Genomic DNA, 22,190 nt, shown 5'->3' on the forward strand with positions numbered 1-22,190 from the left:
CTCGGTGCCTCAGCTGTTCATGAGCTGGAGCATCTGCTTGATCTGGTCGGCCCGGGAGGCCTTGACCCGGTCCGCGAACGCCTTGGCCTCGGCGTTGCTGCCCTTGGTCGTCTCCAGCTGGGCCATCTCCACCGCGTTGTGCTGGTGGGCGACGAACAGGTTGAGGAACGCCGTCTCGAAGGCCGTGCCCTTGGCGTCCTTCAGAGCCGCGATCTCCTCGTCGCCGGTGGCCGGGAGGCCACCGTGGTCGGCGTGGGCGCTCGGCGCGTGGTCCACCTTGGTCGGTGCCGACCACTGTTCCAGCCAGCCGGTCATCAGCTTGACCTCGTCGGCCTGGGTCACGTCGATCGCCTTGGCCAGGGTGCGGATCTCGGTGCGCCCGGCGCGCTTCTCGGCCAGGCGGACCATCTCCAGGCCCTGCTCGTGGTGCGCCACCATCATCTGCAGGTACATCACGTCGGTGGCGTTGTGGCCGCCCTCGGCCTGCACCGCCGCCTGGGCCGCGACCTCGGTCACCGGCGCTTCCTTGGCCGTGCCGCAGGCGCCGAGCAGCAGGGCGCCCGCCATCAGGACTGTCGCGTAGCGGAATTTCACAGCGGCAGCCAGAGGGCGAGGGTGTAGATGGACGGCTCCCAGCTGCGGATCGACGAGTGCGACTGGCGGCACTGGTACGTCTTGCCCTCGTAGGTCACTTTGTCCCCGGTGCGGTACGCGACGCCCGGCGCCCACTTCTTGCCGTCCTCGGCGATCGGGACGGCGGGAGCCTTGGTGGTGGCCGTGGGAGCCGCAGTCGGAGCTGTGGTCGGCGCGGCGGTCGTCGGCGCCGTCGTCGGCTTGGTGGTCGGCGTGGTGGTGGGCGGCGTCGTACCCCCGGAGCCGCCGCTGCCGCCCACGTTGAGGTCGATGCAGCTGTAGAAGGCGTTCGCCGTGTCGCCGATGTTCCAGACCGCCAGCACCTTCTGCTTGCCGGGGAACGCGCTCAGGTTGATGTTGTGGGTGACCACGGCATCGGGCTGCGCGTTGCCGCCGTCGACCGTCGCGACCTTCTTGTCACCGATGAAGTATTCCCAGTTGCTGGTGCGGTGCCGGGCCGTCATGACCCAGGTGAAGGTGACCGTGGACCCGACCGCCTTGGCCGGCCAGTTGCGGCTCTCGTCGGAGAGCACCGAGAAGCCGGCCACCCCGCCGTCACAGGACCGCAGGCCCTTGGGACCCTCGACGCTCTGCGGCTCGAACTGGATCTGCCCGCAGTTGGCGACCGCGCCGGACGCGCACAGGGCCTGGCGGCTGGGCGGGGCGGAGACGTAGCCGTGCGCGAGGGCGGGCGCCGCACCGACCAGTGTCGAGCCGAGTGCTCCGAGTGCCACCAGTGGATAGGCGATGGACCTGCGCATCGTTTTGGTCTCCCAACGTGTCGTGCGGTTCGGACAGCGGGAAACGTAACGAGGCTTTCCATAAAGAAGCCTTAAAGGCAACGGAAACAATCATGAAGCAGTGCCGCGCCGGCGACGGCCCGCCGGGCGCGGGGCAGCCACGGCCCGCTCTCCTTCCCGTACAGGCAGCAGCATCGCGATCCGGGCCCCGCCCAGCGGACCGCGCTCGATCATCAGCCGCCCACCGGCCGCCTCGGCGACCCGGCGCACGATGTCCAGACCCAGCCCGGACGAGCCGGCCCCGCTGACCCCGCGTCGCACCGCGGCGGCCGGATCACTGATCCCCGGTCCGGCGTCGTCCACCAGCAGCCCCGCCTCGGAGACGGTGACCCGGAAGGCCACGCCCTCCGGGGTGTGCGCGAAGACGTTGCCGAGCAGGGCGTCGACGGCCAGGATCAGCTCGCTGCGGGGCAGCGGCACCGGTACGGGATGATCACCACCCACCACCTGCCAGGGCCGCGCCTGGTCCTCGGCCAGCGCCGACCAGAAGGCCAGCCGCTCGGCGAGCACCTCGACCAGGTCGGACTGCTGGGCGCCGCGGGCCTCGACGCCGAGCCGCGCCCCCGCGATGATTGCCTCGAGCTCCTCGTCGAGCATGTCGCAGGCCTGGCGCATCCGGTCCGCGATGAGCCCGGGCGGCATGGCCTCGGCGTCCAGGCGCAGCGCGGTCAGCGGCGTCCGGAGCCGGTGCGACAGGTCGGCGGCGAGCTCGCGTTCGGCGTCCAGCAGCCGGCGCAGGTCGCCGGCCATCGTGTTGAAGGCGACGGCGGCGTCCCGCAGCTCCGGCGGCCCGGACGGGGTGACCCGGGCGGTGAGCTCACCGGCGCCGAGGCGGCGGCTGGAGCCGGCCAGGTCCCGGGTCGCCCGGACCAGCCTGCTGCCGAGCCGGTCGGCGACCAGCGTCGAGCCGGCCACCAGGGCGATGGCCAGGCCACCCAGGGCGAACCAGGCCGGCCACACCCCGCGCCGCATCTCCTCCTCGGGAACGTAGACCTCGATGACCACCGCACGGCCGTCGCTGAGCACGCTGGGTTGCAGGTAGGCCAGGCCGCCGGCCGCCGGCGCGGTCACCGGCCGCCGGTAGGAGGTGGCCGAGGCGACGTCCGTGCCGGTCACGTGGGTGGTGCCGACCGGGGCGATGCCGGGCAGGTGCACCGCGAGCCGGCCCGCGCTACCGGCCACCGTGCTGGCGACGGCGCTGGTCAACAGCTTGGGATCGGCGTTCACGGCGAGGGCGGCGACCATGGCCGCGGCCTGCTGGCGGGCGTCGCCGATGGCCCGGTCGTGGGCGATCTGCCGGGTCGCGAAGATGAGCGGCACGAGGAACGCCAGCGCGACCATCGACGTGATGGCCAGCGCCAGCCGGTTCAGCTGCCACCTCACTGGGGTTCGACCATCATCACGCCGACCCCGCGCACGGTGTGCAGGAACCGTGGGGCCGCGGCCGTCTCGCCGAGCTTGCGGCGCAGCCAGGAGATGTGCACGTCGATGGTCTGCTCCTCGCCGATCCGCGACTGGTTCCACACCTCGGTCAGCAGCTCCCGCCGGCTGACCACCTGCCCGACCCGCTCGGCCAGGTACGTGAGCACGTCGAACTCCCGCCGGGTCAGCTGCAGCGGTTTGCCGTGCAGCGACGCCTTGCGCTGCCGCGGGCTGATCGTCAGCTCACCGACGGTGATGGTATTGGGCGTGGTGTCGGCCGCCGCCCGGGTGCGCCGCAGCACCGCCTCGATCCGGGCCAGGATGTGCCCGCCGGAGAACGGCTTGGTCACGTAGTCGTCGGCGCCGGCGCTGAGCAGCGTGATGATGTCGGCCTCGGCGCGCCGGGCGGTGGCCACGATGACCGGCACCTCGGAGACCTGTCGCATCATCCGCAGGGCGTCCGTGCCGTCGATGTCGGGCAGGCCCAGGTCGAGGATCACCAGATCGGGCCGTTCCTGGGTGAGGATCCGGAGCGCCTCGGTCGCCTGGCCGACCGGCCGCACCACGTGTCCCGCGTCGGACAACGCCCGGGTCAGGGCGGCCGTGATGTAGCGATCGTCCTCGACCAGCAGAATCAGCGCCATGGCGACACCCTAGAACCAAGTGGGATCATGGTCGCGTGCGATCTCCCCTGGCTCCCGTGCTCGGCTGGTGTGCCGCGACCGTCACCAGCGTGGCGCTGGCGTCGGTGGCCATGCTGCCGGTGCTGCGCACCGCCACGCCGGACGAGAGCTCGCTCGTCTCGGTGGATCAGCTGCGCGACTCCGGGCAGGCCGGGCCCTCGCCGCTGCCGCCGCCCAGCCCGTCCCCCACCGCGGAGCCCGAGCCGGAGCCCGCCGCCACGACGACCAAGACGCGGCGGCCGACCTCAGAGCCGGCGCGCACCTCGGCCACGCCGTCCCCGGCGCGGACGACGACCACCACCACTCCCGCCGAGAGCACCACCACGACCGAGGACGGCTGGACGGTGACCACGGACGGTGACGGCAGCAAGTCGTACGTGCGCTCGTTCCGGGTCGAGGGCGGCTCGGCGGTGATCCGGGTGACCGAGGACAACGTCAAGGTGGTCACCGCGACGCCCAGCGACGGCTTCTCGGTGGCGACGGTGCAGAACAGCCCGGACAACCTCGCGGTCTACTTCAACGAGGTCAACCACAGCTTCATCATCCACGTGGCCTGGAACATCAACAAACCGTTCGCCGAGGTCAGCGAGATCGGCGAGTAGGCGGGCTCAGGCGCAGACGACCTGGACGCCCGCGTCGCGGAAGCCGGCCAGCAGCTCCTCCGGCGCCCCGGAGTCGGTGACCAGCGTCTCGACCTTGCTGATCGGGCAGATCCGGGCGAAGGCGTGGCCGCCGAGCTTGGACGAGTCGGCGATCACCACGACCCGTTTGGCCCGGGCGACCATCAGGCTGTTCATCGCCGCCTCGCCCTCGTGGTGGGCCGCCGCACCGAGCTCGACGTCGAGCGCGTCCACGCCGAGCAGCACGATGTCGAGGGTGACCTCCTTGAGCAGCGCCCCGCCCAGCGGGCCGACGAGCTCGAAGGACTGCGGGCGGACCACGCCGCCGGCCACCACGATTTTCATCCGGGAACGGACCAGCAGCTCGTTGGCGATGTTCAGCGCGTTGGTGACCACGGTCAGCTGGGCGCCGTCGCCGCTGGTGTTGAGGTCGGGGCGGACCGCCAGGGCCCGGGCCACCTCGGTCATCGTGGTGCCGCCGTTGAGCCCGACCACGGTGCCCGGCACCACCAGGTTGGCCGCCGCCTCGCCGATGCGCTGCTTCTCGGCCGAGTGCTTGGCGCTCTTGTAGCGCAGCGGCAGGTCGTAGGAGACACCGTTGGCGACCGCGCCGCCCCGGGTCCGGGTGATCATCTGCTGTTGCGCGAGCTGGTCGAAGTCGCGGCGGATGGTGGCCTGCGAGACGTCGAGCCGGCCGGCGGCGTCCTCGACGCTGACCCGGCCGCTCTCGGCCAGTAACTCGAGCAGGGCATTCCACCGCGCGTACCGGTCCACCCGAGCTCCCTGCTGCACGTTTCGTGATAAGAGTGTGCACATTAGTGCGCGAAACCTCACGAAGCAAAGAGCGTGCCTGCTCGAACACGCTCCGGTGGTTGCGGATGCGCAGACCTTCCACGCAGAATGACGCTCGAAATACCGGTGAACCGAGCGCATCTGCGCAGGCGATTGTAGGGAAAACTGCCATGAGTCACGTCAAGGTGGAGATCGCCAGCCAGCCCGACTGCTGGCTGCAGGCCGCCAAACTCGCCGACTCGCCCGGCCTGCCCGGCAAGGGCGAGCGCGTCGCGGTCGTGGGTTGCGGCACCTCCTGGTTCATGGCGAAGGCCTACGCCGCCCTCCGCGAGCAGTCGGCCCTCGGCGAGACCGACGCCTTCCAGGCCTCCGAGTTCCCGCTCGGCCGCAGCTACGACCGGGTCGTCGCGATCACCCGTTCCGGCACGACCACCGAGGTCATCGAGCTGCTGGACGCGCTGGACGGCCGGACGCCGACCACGGTGATCACCGCCGACGGCGCCGAGCCGGCCGCCGCGGTGGCCAAGGACGCGGTGATCCTGGACTTCGCCGACGAGCTGTCCGTCGTGCAGACCCGGTTCGCCACCAGCACCCTGGCGATGCTCCGGGCTCACCTGGGCGTCGACATCGAGCCGATCGCCGCCGACGCCGAGGTCGCCGTCCGCCTGCCGCTGCCCGTGCACCCCGCGCTGGCCCAGCAGATCACCTTCCTCGGCCGCGGCTGGACGATCGGGCTCGCCGAGGAGGCCGCCCTCAAGTGCCGCGAGGCCGCGGCGTGGTGGGCCGAGGCGTACCCGGCGATGGACTACCGGCACGGACCCATCTCGATCGCCGGCCCCGGCCGGGTGGTCTGGGCGTTCGGCGAGATCCCGGCCGGCCTGGCCGACGACGTGGAGGCGACCGGCGCCGCGTTCGTGCACAGCCGCTACAACGGTGGCTACGCCGCGCTGGGCAGCTGGTGCGGCGGCCGGGCTCCGCTCGACCCGATGGCCGACCTCGTCGTGGCCCAGCGTGTCGCCGTGCTGCTGGCCACCAGCCAGGGCCTCGACCCCGACCACCCGCGCAACCTGACCCGCTCGGTCGTCCTCACGTGAGCGCCCGCCCCGGCCCGCGCGGCGAGAGGTAGCACCGTGAGCAACAACGTCGTGGTGGCGCTGGATGTCGGCGGCACCGGCATGAAGTGCGCCCTGGTGCGGCCGGACGGCACGGTGCATCACGCCGAGCGGCACCCGACGCTCGCGGCCCGGGGACCCGACGCGGTCACCGCGAACATCCTCGACATCGCCGCCGGGCTGGCCGATCGAGCCCGGGCGGACGGGCTGACCCCGGTCGCCGCCGGAGTCGCGGTGCCCGGCGTCGTCGACGAGGAGACCGGCACCGCCGTCTGGTCCAGCAACGTGGGCTTCCGCGACGTACCGCTGCGGGCCCTGGTCTCGGACCGCCTCGGCGTGCCCGCCGCGCTCGGCCACGACGTCCGGGTGGGCGGCATGGCCGAGGCCCGCCTCGGCGCGGGCCGCGAGGAACGGCACGTGCTCTTCATCGCGATCGGCACCGGCATCGCCGCCGCGCACGTGGTCGACGGCAAGGCGTTCGCGGGCGCGCACGGCGCGGCCGGCGAGGTCGGCCACGTCATCGTGCGGCCCGGCGGCCCGCCGTGCGGCTGCGGTGCCCGCGGCTGCCTCGAATCGGTGGCCTCGGCGTCCGCGGTCGGCCGCCGCTACGTGGAGCTCTCCGGCATCACCGGGGTCACCGCCTCCGACGTGGTCACCCGCGCGGCCGCCGGCGAGGAGCTGGCCCGGACGGTCTGGACCGAGGCCGTCGAGGCGTTCGCGGACGGCCTGCTCACCGCGCAGGCGCTGTACGACGCCGGGATCGTGGTGCTCGGCGGCGGGCTCGCCGAGTCCGGGGAGGCCCTGCTCGCCCCGCTGCGGATCGCCCTGGACGCCCGGATCACGTTCCACCGGATGCCGCGGATCGTGCGCGCGGCCCTCGGCGACACCGCGGGCTGCCTCGGCGCGGCCCTGCTGGCCCTCGACACCCTGGAGGCACCCTCTTGACGGAAACGATCAGCGGCCGCGTCGTCCGGCCCGGGGCTGTGGTCCCCGGGTACGTCGAGGTGGACGGGCCGACGATTCTGGACGTCACGGAACGGGGCCACCCGGGCGACGACATCATCGTCCCGGGCTTCGTGGACCTGCACTGCCACGGCGGCGGCGGGCACACGTTCACTCAGGGCGACCCGGCGGCGGCCCGCGCGGCGGCGGCCTTCCACCTGCGGCACGGCACCACGACGATGCTGGCCAGCCTGGTCAGCTCCCCGTACGAGCTGATGCGCGAGGCCACGACGGCGTACCGGCCCCTGGTCGCCGACGGCACGATCGCCGGGGTGCACTACGAGGGGCCGTACCTGTCACACACCCGCTGCGGTGCGCAGAACCCGGCCTTCCTGCGGGAGCCGTCGCTGGAGGAACTGACTGCCCTGATCGAGCTGGGCCAGGGCGCGGTCCGGATGGTCACCATCGCCCCCGAACTGCCCGGCGCCCTGGACGCGGTGAAATACCTGACCGGCCACGGGGTCGTCGCGGCCCTGGGACACACCGATGCGACGTACGAGCAGACCCTGGCCGGGATCGCGGCCGGCGCGACCGTCGGCACCCACCTGTGCAACGGCATGCGCCCGGCCCACCACCGCGAGCCGGGCCCGATCATCGCCCTGCTGGACTCCCCCACGATCGTCTGCGAACTGGTCGCCGACGGCATCCACCTGCACGACGGGATGCTGCGCTTCGCGGCCCACGCGGCCGGACCGGCCCGGACGGCGCTGGTCACGGACGCGATGGACGCGGCCGGGATGCCGGACGGCCGCTACGAACTGGGCGGCCAGGAGGTGACGGTCGCCGACCGGGTGGCCCGGCTGGTCCGCGACGGCTCGATCGCAGGCAGCACGCTGACCATGGACGCGGCGTTCCGGCAGGCGGTGGGCGCGGGACTGGACCTGCCGGCGGCGGCGGAGATGGCCGCGACGACACCGGCCCGGGTCCTGGGACTGGCCGACGAGGTGGGGGCGCTGGAGGCGGGGCTGCGCGCAGATCTGGTTGTGCTGGCGCCGGACCTGACCGTCAAGCGCGTGATGCGCGCCGGCGCCTGGCTCTGACCGGCGTCACTGCAGCGGGAACGGTTTGCCCAGCGGCCTCTGCGCGAGGTCGTTCAGCACTTTCCGGCAGTCGATGTTGTGCGAGACGTACGGGTTGCCCTGCAACGCCTCGAACAGCGGGCGGTCCCCGTGCAGCTGGTCCGCCTCGTTGTGGCAGGTCAGCCGGAACTGCACCTGCGACTGCGGGATGCGCATGATGTACCGGGTGTCGGCGTGCAGGACCGTCACCCACTCCTCGTTCTCGTCGATCGGGTAGCCGACGAAGCGGTTGGCCGTCTCGATGGTCAGTTCATCGGCGCGGACCTGCTTGTTCTGGGTGGACACCACCGCCGGGTCCGTCACCTGGAAGGCCTGGGCCGAGACCCACGGGACGTCGAGGCTGAACAGGAAGAGACCGGCCATCGCGCCGGCACCCAGGTAGACGATGGACAGCCCGCGCAGGCCGGACAGGATCCGGCGGCGGCGCCGGCCCAGCTCGCCGGGCAGATTTGCCCACACCCGCCGGTAGCGCCGCAGCACCATCTCCAACCAGACCGCCACCAGCAGCAGGGCCACCCCGCGGACCAGGTAGGTCAGCGGTGAGGCCAGCGCCGTCAGGATCACCACGATCCCGATCAGCGGCCAGAAGGCCGGCCGGATCCGGTCGCGGAACATGACGGCGAACCAGGCCGTGCCGAGCGAGACGGCCGGCAGCACGTAGTACGCGTAGATCGTCACCGTGCCCAGCGCCACCTGACTCGGCGTCGCGACGAGCAGCGCGGTGGTGGTGGTGAGCGAATAGTGGGCGACCCCGTACGACTTGATGATGAACAGCAGCAGCAGGAGCGCCGACCCCACCGCGACCACGTCCCGGAATTCCGGGCCGGACCGGGTGTCAGGATCGCGGTGCACCCTCGAGCGCGGACGGGAGAGGACTGCGGCCGGGTGGTCGACGGGGCGGGCGTGGCGTCGGGACATCCTGGGAAGCGTCATCGCTGAGCTGTCCTCTCGAACCGCTAACGGGTCCTGACGCCTCAGAGGGTAGGGCAACTACGCAATCGCCGGTGTCCGGTCACGCGGAGCTTCAGAAGACTGAGCGGGGGGCGGGGTCAGGGAATACCTTTGGGGTCCCGAGACTCGCCGGGGACCTTAATTCACCCGCCCCCCGTAGCCGCGCGGTCCACGATGGGTCGCTCAGTCCGGCTCACTGGCCAGCATCGTAAACCGGGCCTACGACAAGAACTGCGGAGCCTGGAACCCGGCCGGGCTGTCTACGCCGCGGGGCAGGCCGCTCCTGAAGAGCCTGGTAGCGCTTCGGCTTGTCACTGCGGGGCCAGGCGATCGAAGTCACCTGCTTTAACACCTACAAGGAATGCAGACCAAGACGCCGGCGCAAACTACGGGGGAGCGTCAGCGCTCCTGTCCGTCCTGGCATTCTGCGGAATTGCAGCATCGCTGCTACTGCAGTGGCGACAGCACAATCTCACCCTGCTCTACTCCGTCAAGCAGCGCCACTTCGAGTTGGTCAAGCTTGCGCTGGAAAACCCTAAATTCTTGTACGTCGATGGCGACGACGTCGCGTCGGACCCCGATGTGCGATTGAAGGTTTACGGCAATTTTCTTGTCAATCACTGGGCGATGACCTGGGACATGGGCTTTATGACGGAGTCAGGCCTGCGGCAGATCGGGCATCGGCTCTTCAATTCTCCGCTGGCCCGAGAATGGTGGTTCCGGTGGGGGAACTCCTATCTCGGCTCCCCGCAGCGCAACCGATTCGTTCAAATCCTCGACGACGAGGCTGCAATCGCACAAGCAGACGACAGACCCGTCGGGCGTGAAGAGATCGACGAGCCTCCGTTGCGAGCAGGGCTCGGCAGCAAGCCAGCGGCCTTGGCTCGCGTCACCGCCTTGACCATCAGCGCGTTCAGCTTAGGAGTCCTCGGGGCGACCGGAGCAGCGATGCTTGCCAGACGCCTGAGGTCCAGGCCGGGAGGCTAACGAGCCCTACGCATTACCGAGCAGGCGCGCCGACGACTCGGCGTGGCATCGGGTTGTCTACAGCCCGGCCGGGCGGTCGATGCCGCGGGGCAGGGCGGGCAGCGGGACCGTGTCCCACGGGATGCGGGCCAGCAGCCGGGTCAGGATCAGGCCGAGCAGCAGTCCGGCCACCGAGTCGGTGATCCAGTGGAAGGCCAGCCAGGTCGTCGTGCAGAAGACGATGGCCGGTGGCAGCACCCGCAGCGCGAGGTACGCCCGCGGCGACAGCACCGGCCGGTCCAGCGCCCGCAGCAACGCGTTGAGCAGCACCGCGATGACGCCGTACCAGGCCAGCGCGTTCGCCACGTGCCCGGACGGGTAGCTCATCGCCTCGATGCCGGAGGCGTGGGCGTTGAACAGCACCAGCCGGTCCGGGCGGTCGAAGGCCGGGGCCGCGCGGTCCAGCCAGATCTTCAGCGGGCCGATCGTGACGTAGGTCAGCACGAACACCGCGGCGAAGACCAGCAGCGGCCTTACCGAGCGCCGCCGCCAGGCCACCAGCCCGGCCAGCAGCAGCGCGATCGGCATCAGCACCTGGCCGCCCTGGCCGAGGTAGTTGAGCACCCGCAGCAGCACGTAGAGCGGCGTCGGCCGGTGCGTGCCGGCCCAGTCGGCCACCCGCTCGTCCAGGGTCAGCAGGTGACCTTGGACCAGGGCGACGGTCAGCACGACGAAGCCGGCCAGCAGGGCCAGGTCGAGCAGCCAGGGCAGCCAGCCTCGTTTCGTCACTGTCGCCGCCGGAGCCCGCATGGCGCATACGGTACGTCAGAGATACGACTTGATCCTGGCGTTGAGCAGGTCGGCGCGGACACCGGAGTTCGGGCAGCCGCCGAAGTGGTGCAGCGCCACCACGCGGTTGGTCTTGCGGGACAGCACCGGGCTGCCACTGGAGCCACCCTCGGTGTCGCAGTAGTACGAGACGTCCGAGTCCGCGGCGTACCCGTCGAAGGCCGGGTCCGCGACCGCGCAGGTGCCGGCCCGGGCCCCGTTGCGCCCGGCGATCCGGGTCGGCTCGCCGGCCGGGTGCTGCGGCACGTAGAGCTCCTGGCCCTTCACCGGCCGGGCGGTGTCCAGGCTCAGGTAGCCGAACTTCTGCACCGCGCGGAAGTTCTCCACCGTGAAGAGTGTGAAGTCCAGCACGTGCTCGGTGGCCAGCACCTTGTCGCCCCAGACCTTCGTCGGCCTGAAGACCTCGAAGCCGCCGCAGGTCGCGCACTGGTAGTTGAACCACACCTCGGTCTCGTACGCGTTCGCCGAGTTGTCGAAGCAGTGGTTGTTGGTCAGCATTCGGTTCTTGCTGCCGACCCGCCAGCCGGTGCACAGCTCGGTGCCGTTGATCAGCAGCCGGGCGATGGCCTTGGAACGGGTGTAGGCCACCGGGTCGGCCGAGCGGTAGCAGACCGCGTCCCTGCTCTCGTCCGAGCCGCAGACCGACTCCTCCCGGCCCGTCCGCCCGGGGACGGTGAGCTGGGACTCCGGCACGCGCGCCTGCTCCTTGCGCGAGTAGCCGCGGGCCACCTGGTCCACGTTCACGCCGAGCCGGCCGAGCAGCGAGCCGACCAGGTTGCCGCCCCCGCGGTGCATCTCGACGACGGCGGTGTCGCCGGTGATCGACATGGCCCAGCGGTCGGTGGACACGCCGTCCAGCAGCCGCGGCGCGTCGTACCGGTAGGACTCACGGCCCTTGCCGTCGGAGACCGTCACGTAGTCGCCCGGCAGCATCGCCATGCGGCTGAAGTGCACCTTCACGTAGGAGGCCCGCGGGTAGTGGAAGACCTCACGTTCCGGGGCGCCGTACCCCAGCAGTTTGTCGATCCGCAGCAGCTCGCCGACCTTCTGCCGGCCGTCGCCGCCCTTGGCCGAGGCGGACTCGGCGGTCCGGCCGCCGGGCCCGGCCGGTGAGGCCGACGCGGACGCGCCGGCCCGCGGCTTCGCGGTCCGGGCGTCGGCCTCGGCGGCCGGGCTGCTGCTCGGGGTCCCAGCCGTGCCGGTCGCGGCCGCGGGCTGCTGCGCAGCGACGGGGGTACGGGCCGGGCCCGCCTCCTGCCAGGAGCCGACCGGGCGACCCTCGTCCGCCGAGTACTTCCAGGCCGCCGCACCGGCAGTGCCGGCCAGTGCCAGGGCCGCACTCGCCCCGACGACGATGCTCACCGCGCGTCGCAAATTCACTCCTGCCCCTCGAGTCACATCGCCGACATACGAAACAATCCGGCGATCTCGCTTCTGTGTAACGAGCCACGTGCGGCAGCGACGTGCGCCCCGCAGCGTGCACACTGGGCTCGTGCGCATCACGTCCGCCCTAGTCGACCCGGCGCTGCTGGACCTGCCGTGGAACGTGCCGCTCGAGGAGTGGCCCGCGTCCCACCTGGTCGCGCTGCCGCAGGGCATCTCGCGGCACATCGTCCGCTTCGTCAAGCTCAACGAAACCGTCTACGCCCTCAAGGAGACCCGGGAACGGATCGCCGAGAAGGAGTACGACCTGCTCCGCGCCCTGGAGCGGATCGACTTCCCGGCGGTGGAGGCGGTGGCCATCGTCAACGACCGCCAGGACGACGACGGCGAGCCGCTGGAGTCCGTCCTGATCACCCGGCACCTGCAGTTCTCGCTGCCGTACCGGGCGTTGTTCTCCCACACCCTGCGGCCCGAGACGATGAACAGGCTGCTCGACGCGCTCGCCGCGCTGATCGTGCGGATGCATCTCATCGGCTTCTCGTGGGGCGACTGCTCACTGTCCAACACGCTGTTCCGGCGCGACGCGGGCGCCTTCGCGGCGTACCTGGTCGACGCCGAGACGGGCAACCTCTACCCGAAGCTCTCCGAGGGCCAGCGCAGCGAGGACATCGAGATCCTGCGGCTCAACATCTTCGGCGAGTGCCTGGACCTGCAGGCCGCGGAGCTGCTGCACGAGGCGATCGACCCGGAGGCCGTGGTCGACGACATCGTGGCCCGCTACGAGCGGCTGTGGCACGAGGTCACGTACGAGCAGGAGGTGCGCCGCGACGCCCGGCACGACATCGAGGGCCGCATCCGCCGGCTCAACGAGCTGGGCTTCGACGTCGCCGAGGTGGACATGTCCACGGTGGACGGGGGTTACCGGGTCCGGCCCAAGGTCGTGGACGCCGGCTACCACACGCGCCGGCTGCTGCGCCTGACCGGCCTGGACGCCGAGGAGAACCAGGCCCGGCAGCTGCTCAACGACCTGGATGCGTACCGGGCGGAGTCGGACCTGGTCGACGAGCAGCAGGCCGCCCACCGCTGGCTGACCGAGGTCTTCGAGCCGGTGGTCCGCGCGGTGCCGGCCAACCTGCGCCGCAAGCTGGAGCCGCAGGAGATCTTCTCGCAGATCATCCAGCACAAGTGGCTGCTGTCCGAACGGGCCGGCCGGGACGTGGGCATGGGCCCGGCCGTGCAGTCGTACCTGACCGACGTGCTGGCCCACAAGCCGGACGAGCAGGCGGTCCTGGGCGTCGAGGTCAGCGCCCTGACCGACGGCGAGCCGGCCGACGACGTCGACGCCGCGATCACGCTCTGAGCTCGGCCAGGGTAAGCACCCCGGCTAAGGGGTCTCGTCGAGCAGCGTCGGCTCGGCGGGCGGCGTCGCGTGCTCGACCAGCGCCCGCAGGCCGGCGCGCCGGGCCACGACCATCACCCGGTCGCCGGCCGCCAGGATCCGCCGCGGGTCCGGCGCCCAGTCCACCCACTCGGAGCCGGCCGCGGCCAGCCCGATCACCCGCACGCTCAGCGGCCGGTCGGCCTGGCTCAGCGTCGCCCCGTCGAGCGGGGATCCGGCGTAGACCTGCACGCCGGCCACCAGCAGCGCGTGCCGGTCGACCGGGATCGTGGCGAGCACGTCGCGGTCCAGCATCGCCGCCGCGAACGCGGGCGCGGCCAGCCGGGACACGCTGCGCGAGCTGTTGATGCTGAAGGCGGTCTGCACCCGCTGGGCGAAGTCGTCGTCGAAGAGCCGCAGCACCACCCGCAGGTCGGGGCGCACCGCGCGGGCGTTCAGCGCCGCCTGCAGGTTGGTGACGTCGTCGGTGGAGACGACGACCAGCGCCTTGCTGGTGGCGATGGAGGCCGCCCGCAGCGTCTCCTCCCGCGCGGCGTCGCCGACGATGAACGGCACACCCAGCTGCTCGGCGGCCTTCGCACCCCGGGCGTCGGCCGAGCGGTCGATCGCGACCACCTGTACGCCGAGGTCAACGAGCTGGCGCAGCACCCGGGTGCCCACGTTGCCGAGCCCGACCACCACGATGTGATCCTCGTGACCCGCCGCGACCCGCCCGCTGGACAGGGCCAGCCGGGCGTTCACCATGCCCTCGACCACCGCGGCCGTGATCAGCGGCAGCAGCGCCAGCCCGGCGATGGTCAGCACCAGCTGCGCGGCCTGCGCGACCGGGCTGCGCTGCAACTCCACATCGGACGACCCGACCACCGTCAGCAGGGTCAGATAGACGGACTTCCAGAACCCGTGCACCCGGTCGGCGTGCACCAGGACGGTTCCGGACACCAGGGTGATGACCAGGGTGGCCAGCACGGCGATGCCGAGCTTGCGGCTCAGGGCGGCCCGCAGCGCCCGGCCCATCACCCGCAGCGGGCGGCGGCGCCGGCGGGCCCGGACCAGGCGCTGAGCGGCGACGGTCTGGCCGGCCGGGCGCCCGGTCGCCTCGGCCAGCACCAGGTCGGTGGGGCGCTCGGCCTCCGGCGCCGGATCGGCGGGCAGCACGTCGACCCGGCCGGCCCCGTCCGCCGCCGTCAGCGCGCACACCACGTGCTCGCCCCGGACATCTGCGCGGCGGGCCACGTACAGGGTGCGGCCGGCCAGGCGGACGTGGGTCGGTGCCACCTCGCCGAGGGAAGCGGCCACGAACGCGGGAGCGGCCATCGCGGCGTCGGAGAGCACCGCACAGTCGGCGAACAGGCGGCGGACGCCGTACCCCAGGCCGGTGTTGAACATCCGGATCACCAGCCGCAGGTCGGGCTCTACGGCCTGGGCGCAGAGCGCCGCGTGCAGGTTGACCACGTCGTCGGGCATCACCAGAGCGAGCGCCGCCGCGTCGGCGAGCCCGGCCGAGCGGAACGTGCGCTCGTCGAGACGGTCGGCCCGGATCACCCGTACGCCGCGCAGCGTGGCCAGATCCGGCACATCGGCCCGCAGCTCGGCCGGGACGATCACCGTGAGCCTGATCCGGTGCCCGGCGTTGGCCAGCTCCTCGGCAACCGTGTAGACCAGCGCGTCGGCGCCGCAGACCACGAAGTGCGGGCGGGTGTCGGTGTTGCGCCGCAGCCGCGAGACGAGGGAACGGCCGGGTGGTTCGCGGGCTGGTTCGACGGCCATGGCGGCATCGTAGCCAGCGGATCATCGCTGCTTGACCCCGTTGCTCCCCGAACCCTCCATGCAGGCCACTCGTTGGCCTTTCCGACCGATTGGTCCGAGTTCACGCTGGAGGATATCGATGCGCAAGTGGTTCTACGCCGGGGCGGTGGTCGGCGGTTTCCTGCTGCTCGGCGCGGCACCCGCGCAGGCTGATGTGGTCCCGGCACCGGCCGGCGGACTGCTGGGCTCGCTGGGCGGCGGCGCCACCCAGGGACTCGGTCTCGACCCCGCGGGTGGACTGAACCTGGCCAGCCCGCTGGACGGCTCGTCGCTCATGGACGTCAAGCCGGGGCAGAACTCCGCCGACCTCAGCGGACCCGCGTCGGGTCTGGCGGCGCAGGACGAGGCCCGTACCCGCGAGGCCGACGAACCCGCCGGTCGCCGGCCGGCCGGCGGCTCGGCCCCGGCGGACCTGCCGGTGATCGGCGGACTCACCGGCGGCTCGTCCGGTAGCAGTCTGGGCGGCAGCAGTCTGGGCGGCAGCAGTCTGGGCGGCGGCGCATCCCGTGGCACGGGCGGCGGCCCGACCGGCGGCGGGACGGGCGGCGGTCTGCCGACCGGCGGCCTGAGCAACCTGATCCCGGCCAACCTGCTCGGCGGCGGGCTGCTCGGTGGCGGGCTCACCCCGGACGGCCGTACGGCGTCAGCCGAGGCCCCCCGCGAGTCGGCGCTGTTCGACGGTGGCGTGCCGCTGCTCGGAGGCCTCGGCGGGCTGCTGCCGGCGAACGAGACGCCGCGCACCCTCCCGGCGACCGGCGACGACACGCCCACCGGCATGCCGGCCGGCGGCACGGACGTCGACCCCGCCCTGGTCGACCCGGCTTCCGGAAAGCCCGCCGATGGGCCGGCCGGCGACGACCAGAACGGCGACGACCAGGCGGCCGGGCCGGCCGCGGACCAGCCGATCGACGACCCGCGGCTGCACGAGGAGCCGGTCGACGACGAGGCCGGCGGCAAGAAGCGGTCCTTCTCGGACGGTGGCCGGCCGATCGCCGGCGAGGACGAGGACTTCCGGTAGGACCGGGACAAAGCACGAGCCCGCCCCCGGTCAGCGCCGGGGACGGGCTCGTGGCATTGCGGTTAGTTGTGCGGTTAGTTGACCGCGCCGATCGAGACGGTGCCGCGGCCGACGACCGCACCCTCGTCCGTGATCAGCGTCATCTCACCGAACAGGCTGCGACCGGCCGCGGGCGCTGCCGTGGCGGTCACCGAGCCGGTGACCGTGGCCGTGGCCCCGTTCGCGAGGTTCAGCACCGTGGCCGGCACCGTCATCGCGCCCAGCGCCGGGCTCAGGAACACGTCCTGATAGTCGTACTGCGTGCTGCCCGAGGGCACCGCGTAGCCGTCCACCACGACCGTGTACGTACCGGCCGCCGGATTCGGGATCGACACCGACTCCTCCGAGTCGCCGTCGGCCGCCTGCGCGACCTGCTCGCCGTCGAGCAGGACCGTCAGGTCCAGGTCGGCCGCCGCGTCGCTGACGTTGCCGATCGCCACGTCGAGGCGCTGCGCACCGGCGGGCACGTCGACCGTGTACTCCTGGCTCGCCCCGTCCTCGATCGTCGGCCGCTGCGAGAGCGCGCTGCCGAGCGGGCCGCCGGTGGCGGTGAGCCGCAGCGGGCCGAAGTTGTTCTTGACGGTCCAGCTGACCGGCGTGGCCGCACCGGCCGTGACGCTGGGCAGCTCGACCGTCGCCGGCTCCACCGTGACGCCCTGCACCTTGGCGGTCAGCTCGTACGGGTTACGCAGCGACGGCGATGTCCGGCGGGACTCGACCTCGAGCTCCCACACGCCCGGCATCGGGTTCTCGTACGCCCGCTCCTGCGGCTTGCAGGCGGCCGCGTCCGAGAAGTTGGTGTAACACGCCGTGCTGGCCGTGCTCTCCACCGGAACGCCCCACGGATTGATGGCGATCCAGCGCGTCTGCGAGCCGGTCGCGATGCCGGACAGGTTGACCTGCAGCGCGCTGGCCCCTTCCGGCACGGTGATGAAGTACGAGTTCGACGAGTTGCGCTCGACGGAACCCTCGACGGTCATGTCGTACGCCGGCTTCTTCGGCACCACGCTGGTGATGACCGTGTTGAGCACCTCGAAGTCGGTGACCGACGTCTTCGGGTCGTCCACCTTCAGGATGGCGCTGTTCAGGCTCTCAGCCGGCGTCACCTGCACGGAGACGTTCACGGTCTTGTTCAGCGGCAGCGACACCGACGACTGCGAGCGGAATGCCCGCTTGTCGCCGACCCAGGAGAGCCGGTGGGTGACCGAGCCCTTCGGACCCGACGTACGGGTGAGCTTGACGGTGTAGCTCTTCGACTGACCCGCCTTGAGGCCACCGGCACCGCTCGCGCAGCGGTTGTAGATGCCCGTGCCCTGGTTCGGGGTGTCGAATTCGGCCGAGAACGGCGTGCAGACCGGCGCGGACGAGGTGTACTTGCGCGCCTCGACCGTACGGGCCAGCAGCGCCCAGGTGCCCGGAACGTCCATCAGGCCGTTGCCCTGACCGGCGACCGAGGTGTCCGCGATCTGGTCGGCCGAGGTGTAGAGCGCCCGGCGCAACTGGGCCGGGGTGACGTCCAGGTCGTTCGCCTTGGCCGCCGACAGCAGCAGCGCGGCGCCGCCGGTGGCCTGCGGGGAGGCCATCGAGGTGCCGTTGAACATCGCGTACCCGGTCGGCAGGGTGTAGCCGGCCTCCGCGATGGCCGGCTGGTCCAGCCAGGTGTTGACGGTGGAGATGGCCGAGCCCGGCGCGGTCAGGTTGGGCTTGAAGCCGCCGTCCTCGCGAGGGCCACGCGAGGAGAAGTTGAACAGCGCGTTCTTCTTGCTCACCACGGAGCCGTAGTTGGCCAGCCAGGTCTCCTTGCTGACGCTGGCCGCCACGCTGACGACGTCGGTGGCCACCGACGGGTCGCCGATCGTGTTCACACCCGGGCCGGAGTTGCCGGCCGAGATGAACAGCTGCACGCCGTAATCCTTGATCAGCTTGTCGTACAGCTGGGCGCGGGCGTTGTTGCCGTCGTTGAGCGCGGGCAGGCCGCCGATCGACATGTTGACGACGTCGACGCGCCGGTTGACGACCAGGTCGACCATGCCGGTGGTCAGCGCGGCCGCGGTGCAGCCGCCGCCCCAGGAGCAGGCCCGCGCGGAGACGATCTTGGCGCCGGGCGCCTGTCCGTCCAGGTCGGTGTTGCCGAGCATGTCGTTGGCGGCGGTGATGCCGGCGACGTGCGAGCCGTGCGCGTCCTCCGGGATGCCGATGTTGACGTAGTCGACCGTGCCGAGTCCGAGCGCGGAAGCGTCGACGTCCTCGCGGTACTCGACCACGAACGGCATGCGCTCGGCGATCGCGGTGGCCGGGTTGTCGGTGCCGAAGTGGCCGACGTCGAACTTCTCCTTGTACGGCCGCATCACGGCGTCGTCGGTGAAGTTGCGGTTCTGGTTGGTGTCCACCCGGATGTCGTGGGTGACCGGGTTGTAGAGGATGCCGAACACGTCGGTGGTGTCACCGTCGCGGTTGACGTCGCCGCCCGGCTCACTGGCCGCGGTGATCGCCTCGGTGAAGCGGTTGACCTTCCAGGTGCCCGCGGGCGCAGTCCAGGTCGCGCCGAGGTACGTGAACGTCGGGCCGGCCACCTCGGTGGCCATGGCCCGCCAGGTCGCGTCGCCCTCGGTCACCGGGTCGGTCGCAGTCACCCAGTCGACGATCTTGCGCTCGCCGGTGGTGGTCTTCTGCAGCGCCGGGTGCTCCAGTTCGACGCCGGAGTCCATGATGCCGATCGTGACCCCGCGGCCGTCCCAGGTCGGGTGCTGCTTCTTGAACGCGACGGAACCGATCTCGCTCGTCGGCATGTACGGGTTCGCGGCCGGCGTGGTCGCGCCCGGGCCGGGCAGCGTGGCAGCCTGAGCGGCACCCTTGGCGGCACCGCGGCTGCCCGCCTCCGGGTCGGGCAGCTTGACGACCTCGTCGAGGTCCACGGCCGAGATGCCGGGCAGCTTCGCGGTCTTGATCACCTTGGCGGTGGGGACCGAGGCCAGCACGTAGCCGACCTTGTCGTAGCGCTGGGCGACCGTACCGCCGAGCTTCTTGACCTCGGCCGCGACGTCGGACGCCTCGCCGGACCGGGTCGAGATGATCAGGGTGACGTTGCGGACGCCGCTGCTCTCGGCTTTGGCCAGCAGCTCGGCGTCGTGCGAGTCCAGCTCGTCGGTCGGGCCGTCCTTAGGGGTGGCCGGATCCGCCACCGGGGCGGGAGCGGGTGCCCGCAGCGGTGCGGCATTCGCGGGTGCGGGGCCGCTCAGCGCGGCCGCGCCGACGACCACGCCCGAGGCGAGCAGCGCGGTGAGTGTGCGCCGGCCCCGAGAAGATTGTTGTCTCACGTACGGGTCCTCCGAGGAGATGGGCGCCCGGGGGTACGAGCACCTCTGAAGCGGATCGTGGAGTTCACACGCTTCGATGTCACTACGGGAGGACGCATCGTGACGAGGACGTGACATTCAAGATTGTGCATGCAACCCAGATGTTCACGGAAGAATTGCGGCGCGAAACCCGTTGTGCCGTAAGACATCCTGCTTCGAACCAGGACTTCAAGGGCGGAAGATCATCTGATGCAGACATTCCTTCCCTACCCGGACTTCCTCGCCAGTGCCCGCGCCCTGGACCAGAAGAGGCTGGGCAAACAGCGGGTGGAGACCGTACAGGTGCTGCGCGGACTGACGCTGCCGACGTACGGCTGGCGCCACCACCCGGCGGTGAAGATGTGGATCGGCTACGAGGAGGCGCTCGTCCGGTACGGCCTCGACATGTGCGAGGTCTGGATCTCCACGGGCCGCGCCGACACGACGGCCGCCACGATGCGGGCGGACGTCGCCGAGGCCCGAGGGATCACGGTGATCCGCACCCAGGCGGAGCTGGCGGCGGCCGGCGAGCTGCCACCCTGGCTCGGCGACGTGGCGCTGCACCTGAGCCACCGGTCGGCGCTGTTCCGCAAGGACCCCGACTTCTACCGGCCGCTGTTCGGCGAGGTCCCGGCCGACCTGCCGTACGTCTGGCCACCCTCGGACCGGGTGCGCAACAGCGCGGGCTAGTGCCCCGAGTCGATCCGGTCCGGCACCCGGCGCCCGGCGGCCACCGTGATCGCCACCAGCACCACCAGCAGACCCGCGATCACAAACACGGGCTTCGGACCGAACGGCGCCAGCAACGCCAGCACCGCCACCGCCGGATACGCCACCACGAGCGCCCCCTGCTGGTGCGGGCGGATGTGCAGCAGCCAGACGAAGAACAGATAGAGCGCCACCGGTACGGCCAGCGCGAACCCGGCCGTGACACCGGAGATGTGCGCATGGTGGGTGGCGTAGTCGACCGTCACCGCGATGCCGACCCCGGCCGCCGCGGCCGAACCGAAGATGAAGTAGTGGCCGTAGCCCCACAGCATCCCGGCCCGCAGCGAGGTCAGCAGCCCCTGCGCCGAACGATCGAAGTACAGCCACCACAGCGCGAAGACCACGACCAGCCCGGCCACCGCGATCGACACCAGGTCGGCGACGTACTCGCCGGTGTCCAGGCCGGTGCGGATCGCGATCGTCGCCGCCGACACCGCCTCGCCCAGCATGATGATCGTGAACAGGCCGTAGCGTTCGGCGATGTGGTGCGGGTGCCAGGTGGTCGGGCCGCCCGGGGCCCGCTCGGCGATGATCGGCACGAGCAGCTCGGCGACGACGAGCACCAGGAACGACGGTGTACCCCAGCCCTCCGGCAGGGCCAGCCGCAGCAGCCACAGGACCTGCACGACGGTGATGCCGGCCGCGTACAGCAGAGCGGTGGCCCGGCGCTGCGGATCGGCGCGGGCGGCCCGCAGCCACTGCGCCACCATGGCCAGCCGCATGATCACGTAGCCGATCGTGATGCCGACGTAGTTGCCGTCGTCGAACGCCGAGGACACACCGGCCGCCAGCACCAGCGCCCCGGCGATCTGCACGAACGAGGTGATCCGGTAGACGTCGTCGTCGGTGTCGTACGCCGAGGCGAACCAGGTGAAGTTCATCCACGCCCACCAGATGGCGAAGAAGACCATCAGGTAGCTGGTGACCCCGTCCCACACGTGGTTCTCGGAGACGGCGTGGTGCAGCGGCACGGCGGCCTGCGCGACCGCGACGACAAAACAGAGGTCGAAGAAGAGCTCGAGCGGGGTGGCGACGCGGTGGTTCTCGTCGGCCGACCGGGCCCGCATCGGCGTCAGCCAGCCCCGCCGCGTCTCGGTGAACGTCATGTCGCCCCGTCTCCCACAGTGAGATCCCAGTTCAGCAGCACGAACGGCGTCTGCTCGGTGGCGCCCGCGCGGCGGTAGGTGGCTTGCGCGGCCTCGTTGTCGACCTCGGTGGCCACCCACATGCCGTAGCAGCCGCGCTCGCGGGCCAGCTCGGCCAGCGCCCGGACCAGGGCCGTGCCGACGCCGAGCAGCCGGGCATCGGGCAGGACGCCCAGCTCGTACACGAACATCTCGGTGCCTTTGTCCGGATGGGTGGTCTCCACCCCGGAGATCATGCCGACCGGGCGGTCGCCGAGATAGGCGAAGAGCAGATGGTGGTCCGGCTGAGCGAGAAACTTCTCCGTCGCGGCCGTCAGCGGCGGCCCGTCGAAAAGAGCCGCCGCGAGGTGTACGGCCGCGACGTCCACGACCCGCTCGATGCGCATGG

The 22,190-nt window shown here is 71.5% G+C and carries 20 protein-coding genes; 8 read left to right on the forward strand and 12 right to left on the reverse strand.

Annotation, left to right across the window (positions count from 1 at the left end; translation table 11 throughout):
• Positions 1–9: 9 nt before the first annotated feature.
• The 4 genes from ACZ6S4_RS24375 to ACZ6S4_RS24390 all read right to left on the reverse strand — a co-directional run bounded on the left by ACZ6S4_RS24375 (position 10) and on the right by ACZ6S4_RS24390 (position 3,499).
• Positions 10–567 carry a DUF305 domain-containing protein gene (locus ACZ6S4_RS24375; protein ID WP_465477184.1) on the reverse strand — a complete coding sequence of 186 codons (558 nt, stop codon included), beginning with the start codon at positions 565–567 and terminating at the stop codon, positions 10–12.
• A 23-nt stretch (positions 568–590) separates the two neighbouring features.
• Positions 591–1,394: a lytic polysaccharide monooxygenase gene (locus tag ACZ6S4_RS24380; RefSeq protein ID WP_465477105.1), complete on the reverse strand. Its 804-nt coding sequence runs from the start codon at positions 1,392–1,394 to the stop codon at positions 591–593.
• Between the two features lie 90 nt (positions 1,395–1,484).
• Complete coding sequence (locus ACZ6S4_RS24385; protein WP_465477106.1) at positions 1,485–2,816, reverse strand: sensor histidine kinase; 1,332 nt, start codon at positions 2,814–2,816, stop codon at positions 1,485–1,487.
• The gene (locus tag ACZ6S4_RS24390) at positions 2,813–3,499 is read right to left on the reverse strand and encodes a response regulator transcription factor (protein WP_360820591.1); all 687 of its coding nucleotides are present in this window, start codon (positions 3,497–3,499) and stop codon (positions 2,813–2,815) included. Before ACZ6S4_RS24390 ends, ACZ6S4_RS24385 begins: the two co-directional genes overlap by 4 nt.
• Positions 3,500–3,609: 110 nt before the next feature.
• On the opposite strand from ACZ6S4_RS24390, the gene ACZ6S4_RS24395 reads away from it, so the two are divergent.
• Positions 3,610–4,140, forward strand: a complete 531-nt coding sequence (locus tag ACZ6S4_RS24395) for a DNA mismatch repair protein MutL (RefSeq protein WP_465477185.1) — start codon at positions 3,610–3,612, stop codon at positions 4,138–4,140.
• Between the two features lie 6 nt (positions 4,141–4,146).
• Here the strand turns inward: ACZ6S4_RS24395 and ACZ6S4_RS24400 are convergent, their stop codons facing one another.
• Entirely contained in the window at positions 4,147–4,932 is a 786-nt protein-coding gene (locus ACZ6S4_RS24400) for a DeoR/GlpR family DNA-binding transcription regulator (RefSeq protein WP_360545950.1), read from the reverse strand.
• Between the two features lie 188 nt (positions 4,933–5,120).
• Here ACZ6S4_RS24400 and ACZ6S4_RS24405 point away from each other — a divergent pair, with 188 nt between their 5' ends.
• The 3 genes from ACZ6S4_RS24405 to nagA are packed head-to-tail and all read left to right on the forward strand — an operon-like array spanning position 5,121 to position 8,104.
• Positions 5,121–6,044, forward strand: a complete 924-nt coding sequence (locus ACZ6S4_RS24405; RefSeq protein ID WP_465477107.1) for an SIS domain-containing protein — start codon at positions 5,121–5,123, stop codon at positions 6,042–6,044.
• Positions 6,045–6,080: 36 nt separating this feature from the next.
• Entirely contained in the window at positions 6,081–7,007 is a 927-nt protein-coding gene (locus tag ACZ6S4_RS24410; RefSeq protein WP_465477108.1) for an ROK family protein, read from the forward strand.
• Positions 7,004–8,104: an N-acetylglucosamine-6-phosphate deacetylase gene (gene nagA, locus ACZ6S4_RS24415; RefSeq protein ID WP_465477109.1), complete on the forward strand. Its 1,101-nt coding sequence runs from the start codon at positions 7,004–7,006 to the stop codon at positions 8,102–8,104. Before ACZ6S4_RS24410 ends, nagA begins: the two co-directional genes overlap by 4 nt.
• Positions 8,105–8,110: 6 nt before the next feature.
• Here nagA and ACZ6S4_RS24420 read toward each other — a convergent pair whose 3' ends face one another.
• Positions 8,111–9,061 carry a hypothetical protein gene (locus tag ACZ6S4_RS24420; RefSeq protein WP_465477110.1) on the reverse strand — a complete coding sequence of 317 codons (951 nt, stop codon included), beginning with the start codon at positions 9,059–9,061 and terminating at the stop codon, positions 8,111–8,113.
• 207 nt (positions 9,062–9,268) lie between these two features.
• On the opposite strand from ACZ6S4_RS24420, the gene ACZ6S4_RS24425 reads away from it, so the two are divergent.
• Positions 9,269–10,081 carry a DUF6082 family protein gene (locus tag ACZ6S4_RS24425; protein WP_465477111.1) on the forward strand — a complete coding sequence of 271 codons (813 nt, stop codon included), beginning with the start codon at positions 9,269–9,271 and terminating at the stop codon, positions 10,079–10,081.
• A 57-nt stretch (positions 10,082–10,138) separates the two neighbouring features.
• Here ACZ6S4_RS24425 and ACZ6S4_RS24430 read toward each other — a convergent pair whose 3' ends face one another.
• Both ACZ6S4_RS24430 and ACZ6S4_RS24435 read right to left on the reverse strand, forming a co-directional pair.
• A complete protein-coding gene (locus tag ACZ6S4_RS24430) occupies positions 10,139–10,870 on the reverse strand; it encodes a phosphatase PAP2 family protein (protein ID WP_465477112.1) in 732 nt (243 codons plus the stop codon).
• Between the two features lie 15 nt (positions 10,871–10,885).
• Positions 10,886–12,289 carry a trypsin-like serine peptidase gene (locus ACZ6S4_RS24435; protein ID WP_465477113.1) on the reverse strand — a complete coding sequence of 468 codons (1,404 nt, stop codon included), beginning with the start codon at positions 12,287–12,289 and terminating at the stop codon, positions 10,886–10,888.
• A gap of 112 nt (positions 12,290–12,401) precedes the next feature.
• Between ACZ6S4_RS24435 and ACZ6S4_RS24440 the strand changes: the two genes are divergently transcribed.
• Positions 12,402–13,652, forward strand: coding sequence for a DUF4032 domain-containing protein (locus ACZ6S4_RS24440; protein WP_465477114.1), 1,251 nt, complete (start codon positions 12,402–12,404; stop codon positions 13,650–13,652).
• A 24-nt stretch (positions 13,653–13,676) separates the two neighbouring features.
• Here ACZ6S4_RS24440 and ACZ6S4_RS24445 read toward each other — a convergent pair whose 3' ends face one another.
• Complete coding sequence (locus ACZ6S4_RS24445; protein WP_465477115.1) at positions 13,677–15,458, reverse strand: potassium channel family protein; 1,782 nt, start codon at positions 15,456–15,458, stop codon at positions 13,677–13,679.
• Positions 15,459–15,576: 118 nt separating this feature from the next.
• Between ACZ6S4_RS24445 and ACZ6S4_RS24450 the strand changes: the two genes are divergently transcribed.
• Positions 15,577–16,515: a hypothetical protein gene (locus ACZ6S4_RS24450; protein WP_465477116.1), complete on the forward strand. Its 939-nt coding sequence runs from the start codon at positions 15,577–15,579 to the stop codon at positions 16,513–16,515.
• Positions 16,516–16,589: 74 nt separating this feature from the next.
• Here the strand turns inward: ACZ6S4_RS24450 and ACZ6S4_RS24455 are convergent, their stop codons facing one another.
• Positions 16,590–19,871, reverse strand: a complete 3,282-nt coding sequence (locus ACZ6S4_RS24455; RefSeq protein WP_465477117.1) for a S8 family serine peptidase — start codon at positions 19,869–19,871, stop codon at positions 16,590–16,592.
• A 228-nt stretch (positions 19,872–20,099) separates the two neighbouring features.
• Here ACZ6S4_RS24455 and ACZ6S4_RS24460 point away from each other — a divergent pair, with 228 nt between their 5' ends.
• On the forward strand, positions 20,100–20,579 hold the full coding sequence (locus ACZ6S4_RS24460) for an MSMEG_6728 family protein (protein ID WP_465477118.1): 480 nt from the start codon (positions 20,100–20,102) through the stop codon (positions 20,577–20,579).
• On the opposite strand, the gene ACZ6S4_RS24465 is transcribed toward ACZ6S4_RS24460, so the two are convergent.
• A complete protein-coding gene (locus ACZ6S4_RS24465) occupies positions 20,576–21,763 on the reverse strand; it encodes a low temperature requirement protein A (protein WP_465477119.1) in 1,188 nt (395 codons plus the stop codon). The genes ACZ6S4_RS24460 and ACZ6S4_RS24465 overlap by 4 nt on opposite strands.
• The gene (locus ACZ6S4_RS24470) at positions 21,760–22,188 is read right to left on the reverse strand and encodes a GNAT family N-acetyltransferase (RefSeq protein WP_465477120.1); all 429 of its coding nucleotides are present in this window, start codon (positions 22,186–22,188) and stop codon (positions 21,760–21,762) included. Before ACZ6S4_RS24470 ends, ACZ6S4_RS24465 begins: the two co-directional genes overlap by 4 nt.
• Between the last annotated feature and the right edge of the window lie 2 nt (positions 22,189–22,190).

This window comes from Actinoplanes sp. NPDC051405 (assembly GCF_055586185.1).

What these genes read in the sequence shown, in the direction of transcription:
- ACZ6S4_RS24375 (WP_465477184.1), bottom strand. Translation starts at nt 567, where the DNA reads ATGGCGGGCGCCCTGCTGCTCGGCGCCTGCGGCACGGCCAAGGAAGCG.
- ACZ6S4_RS24380 (WP_465477105.1), bottom strand. Translation starts at nt 1,394, where the DNA reads ATGCGCAGGTCCATCGCCTATCCACTGGTGGCACTCGGAGCACTCGGC.
- ACZ6S4_RS24390 (WP_360820591.1), bottom strand. Translation starts at nt 3,499, where the DNA reads ATGGCGCTGATTCTGCTGGTCGAGGACGATCGCTACATCACGGCCGCC.
- ACZ6S4_RS24395 (WP_465477185.1), top strand. Translation starts at nt 3,610, where the DNA reads ATGCTGCCGGTGCTGCGCACCGCCACGCCGGACGAGAGCTCGCTCGTC.
- ACZ6S4_RS24405 (WP_465477107.1), top strand. Translation starts at nt 5,121, where the DNA reads ATGAGTCACGTCAAGGTGGAGATCGCCAGCCAGCCCGACTGCTGGCTG.
- ACZ6S4_RS24420 (WP_465477110.1), bottom strand. Translation starts at nt 9,061, where the DNA reads ATGTCCCGACGCCACGCCCGCCCCGTCGACCACCCGGCCGCAGTCCTC.
- ACZ6S4_RS24425 (WP_465477111.1), top strand. Translation starts at nt 9,269, where the DNA reads ATGGGTCGCTCAGTCCGGCTCACTGGCCAGCATCGTAAACCGGGCCTA.
- ACZ6S4_RS24430 (WP_465477112.1), bottom strand. Translation starts at nt 10,870, where the DNA reads ATGCGGGCTCCGGCGGCGACAGTGACGAAACGAGGCTGGCTGCCCTGG.
- ACZ6S4_RS24445 (WP_465477115.1), bottom strand. Translation starts at nt 15,458, where the DNA reads ATGGCCGTCGAACCAGCCCGCGAACCACCCGGCCGTTCCCTCGTCTCG.
- ACZ6S4_RS24450 (WP_465477116.1), top strand. Translation starts at nt 15,577, where the DNA reads ATGCGCAAGTGGTTCTACGCCGGGGCGGTGGTCGGCGGTTTCCTGCTG.
- ACZ6S4_RS24460 (WP_465477118.1), top strand. Translation starts at nt 20,100, where the DNA reads ATGCAGACATTCCTTCCCTACCCGGACTTCCTCGCCAGTGCCCGCGCC.
- ACZ6S4_RS24465 (WP_465477119.1), bottom strand. Translation starts at nt 21,763, where the DNA reads ATGACGTTCACCGAGACGCGGCGGGGCTGGCTGACGCCGATGCGGGCC.
- ACZ6S4_RS24470 (WP_465477120.1), bottom strand. Translation starts at nt 22,188, where the DNA reads ATGCGCATCGAGCGGGTCGTGGACGTCGCGGCCGTACACCTCGCGGCG.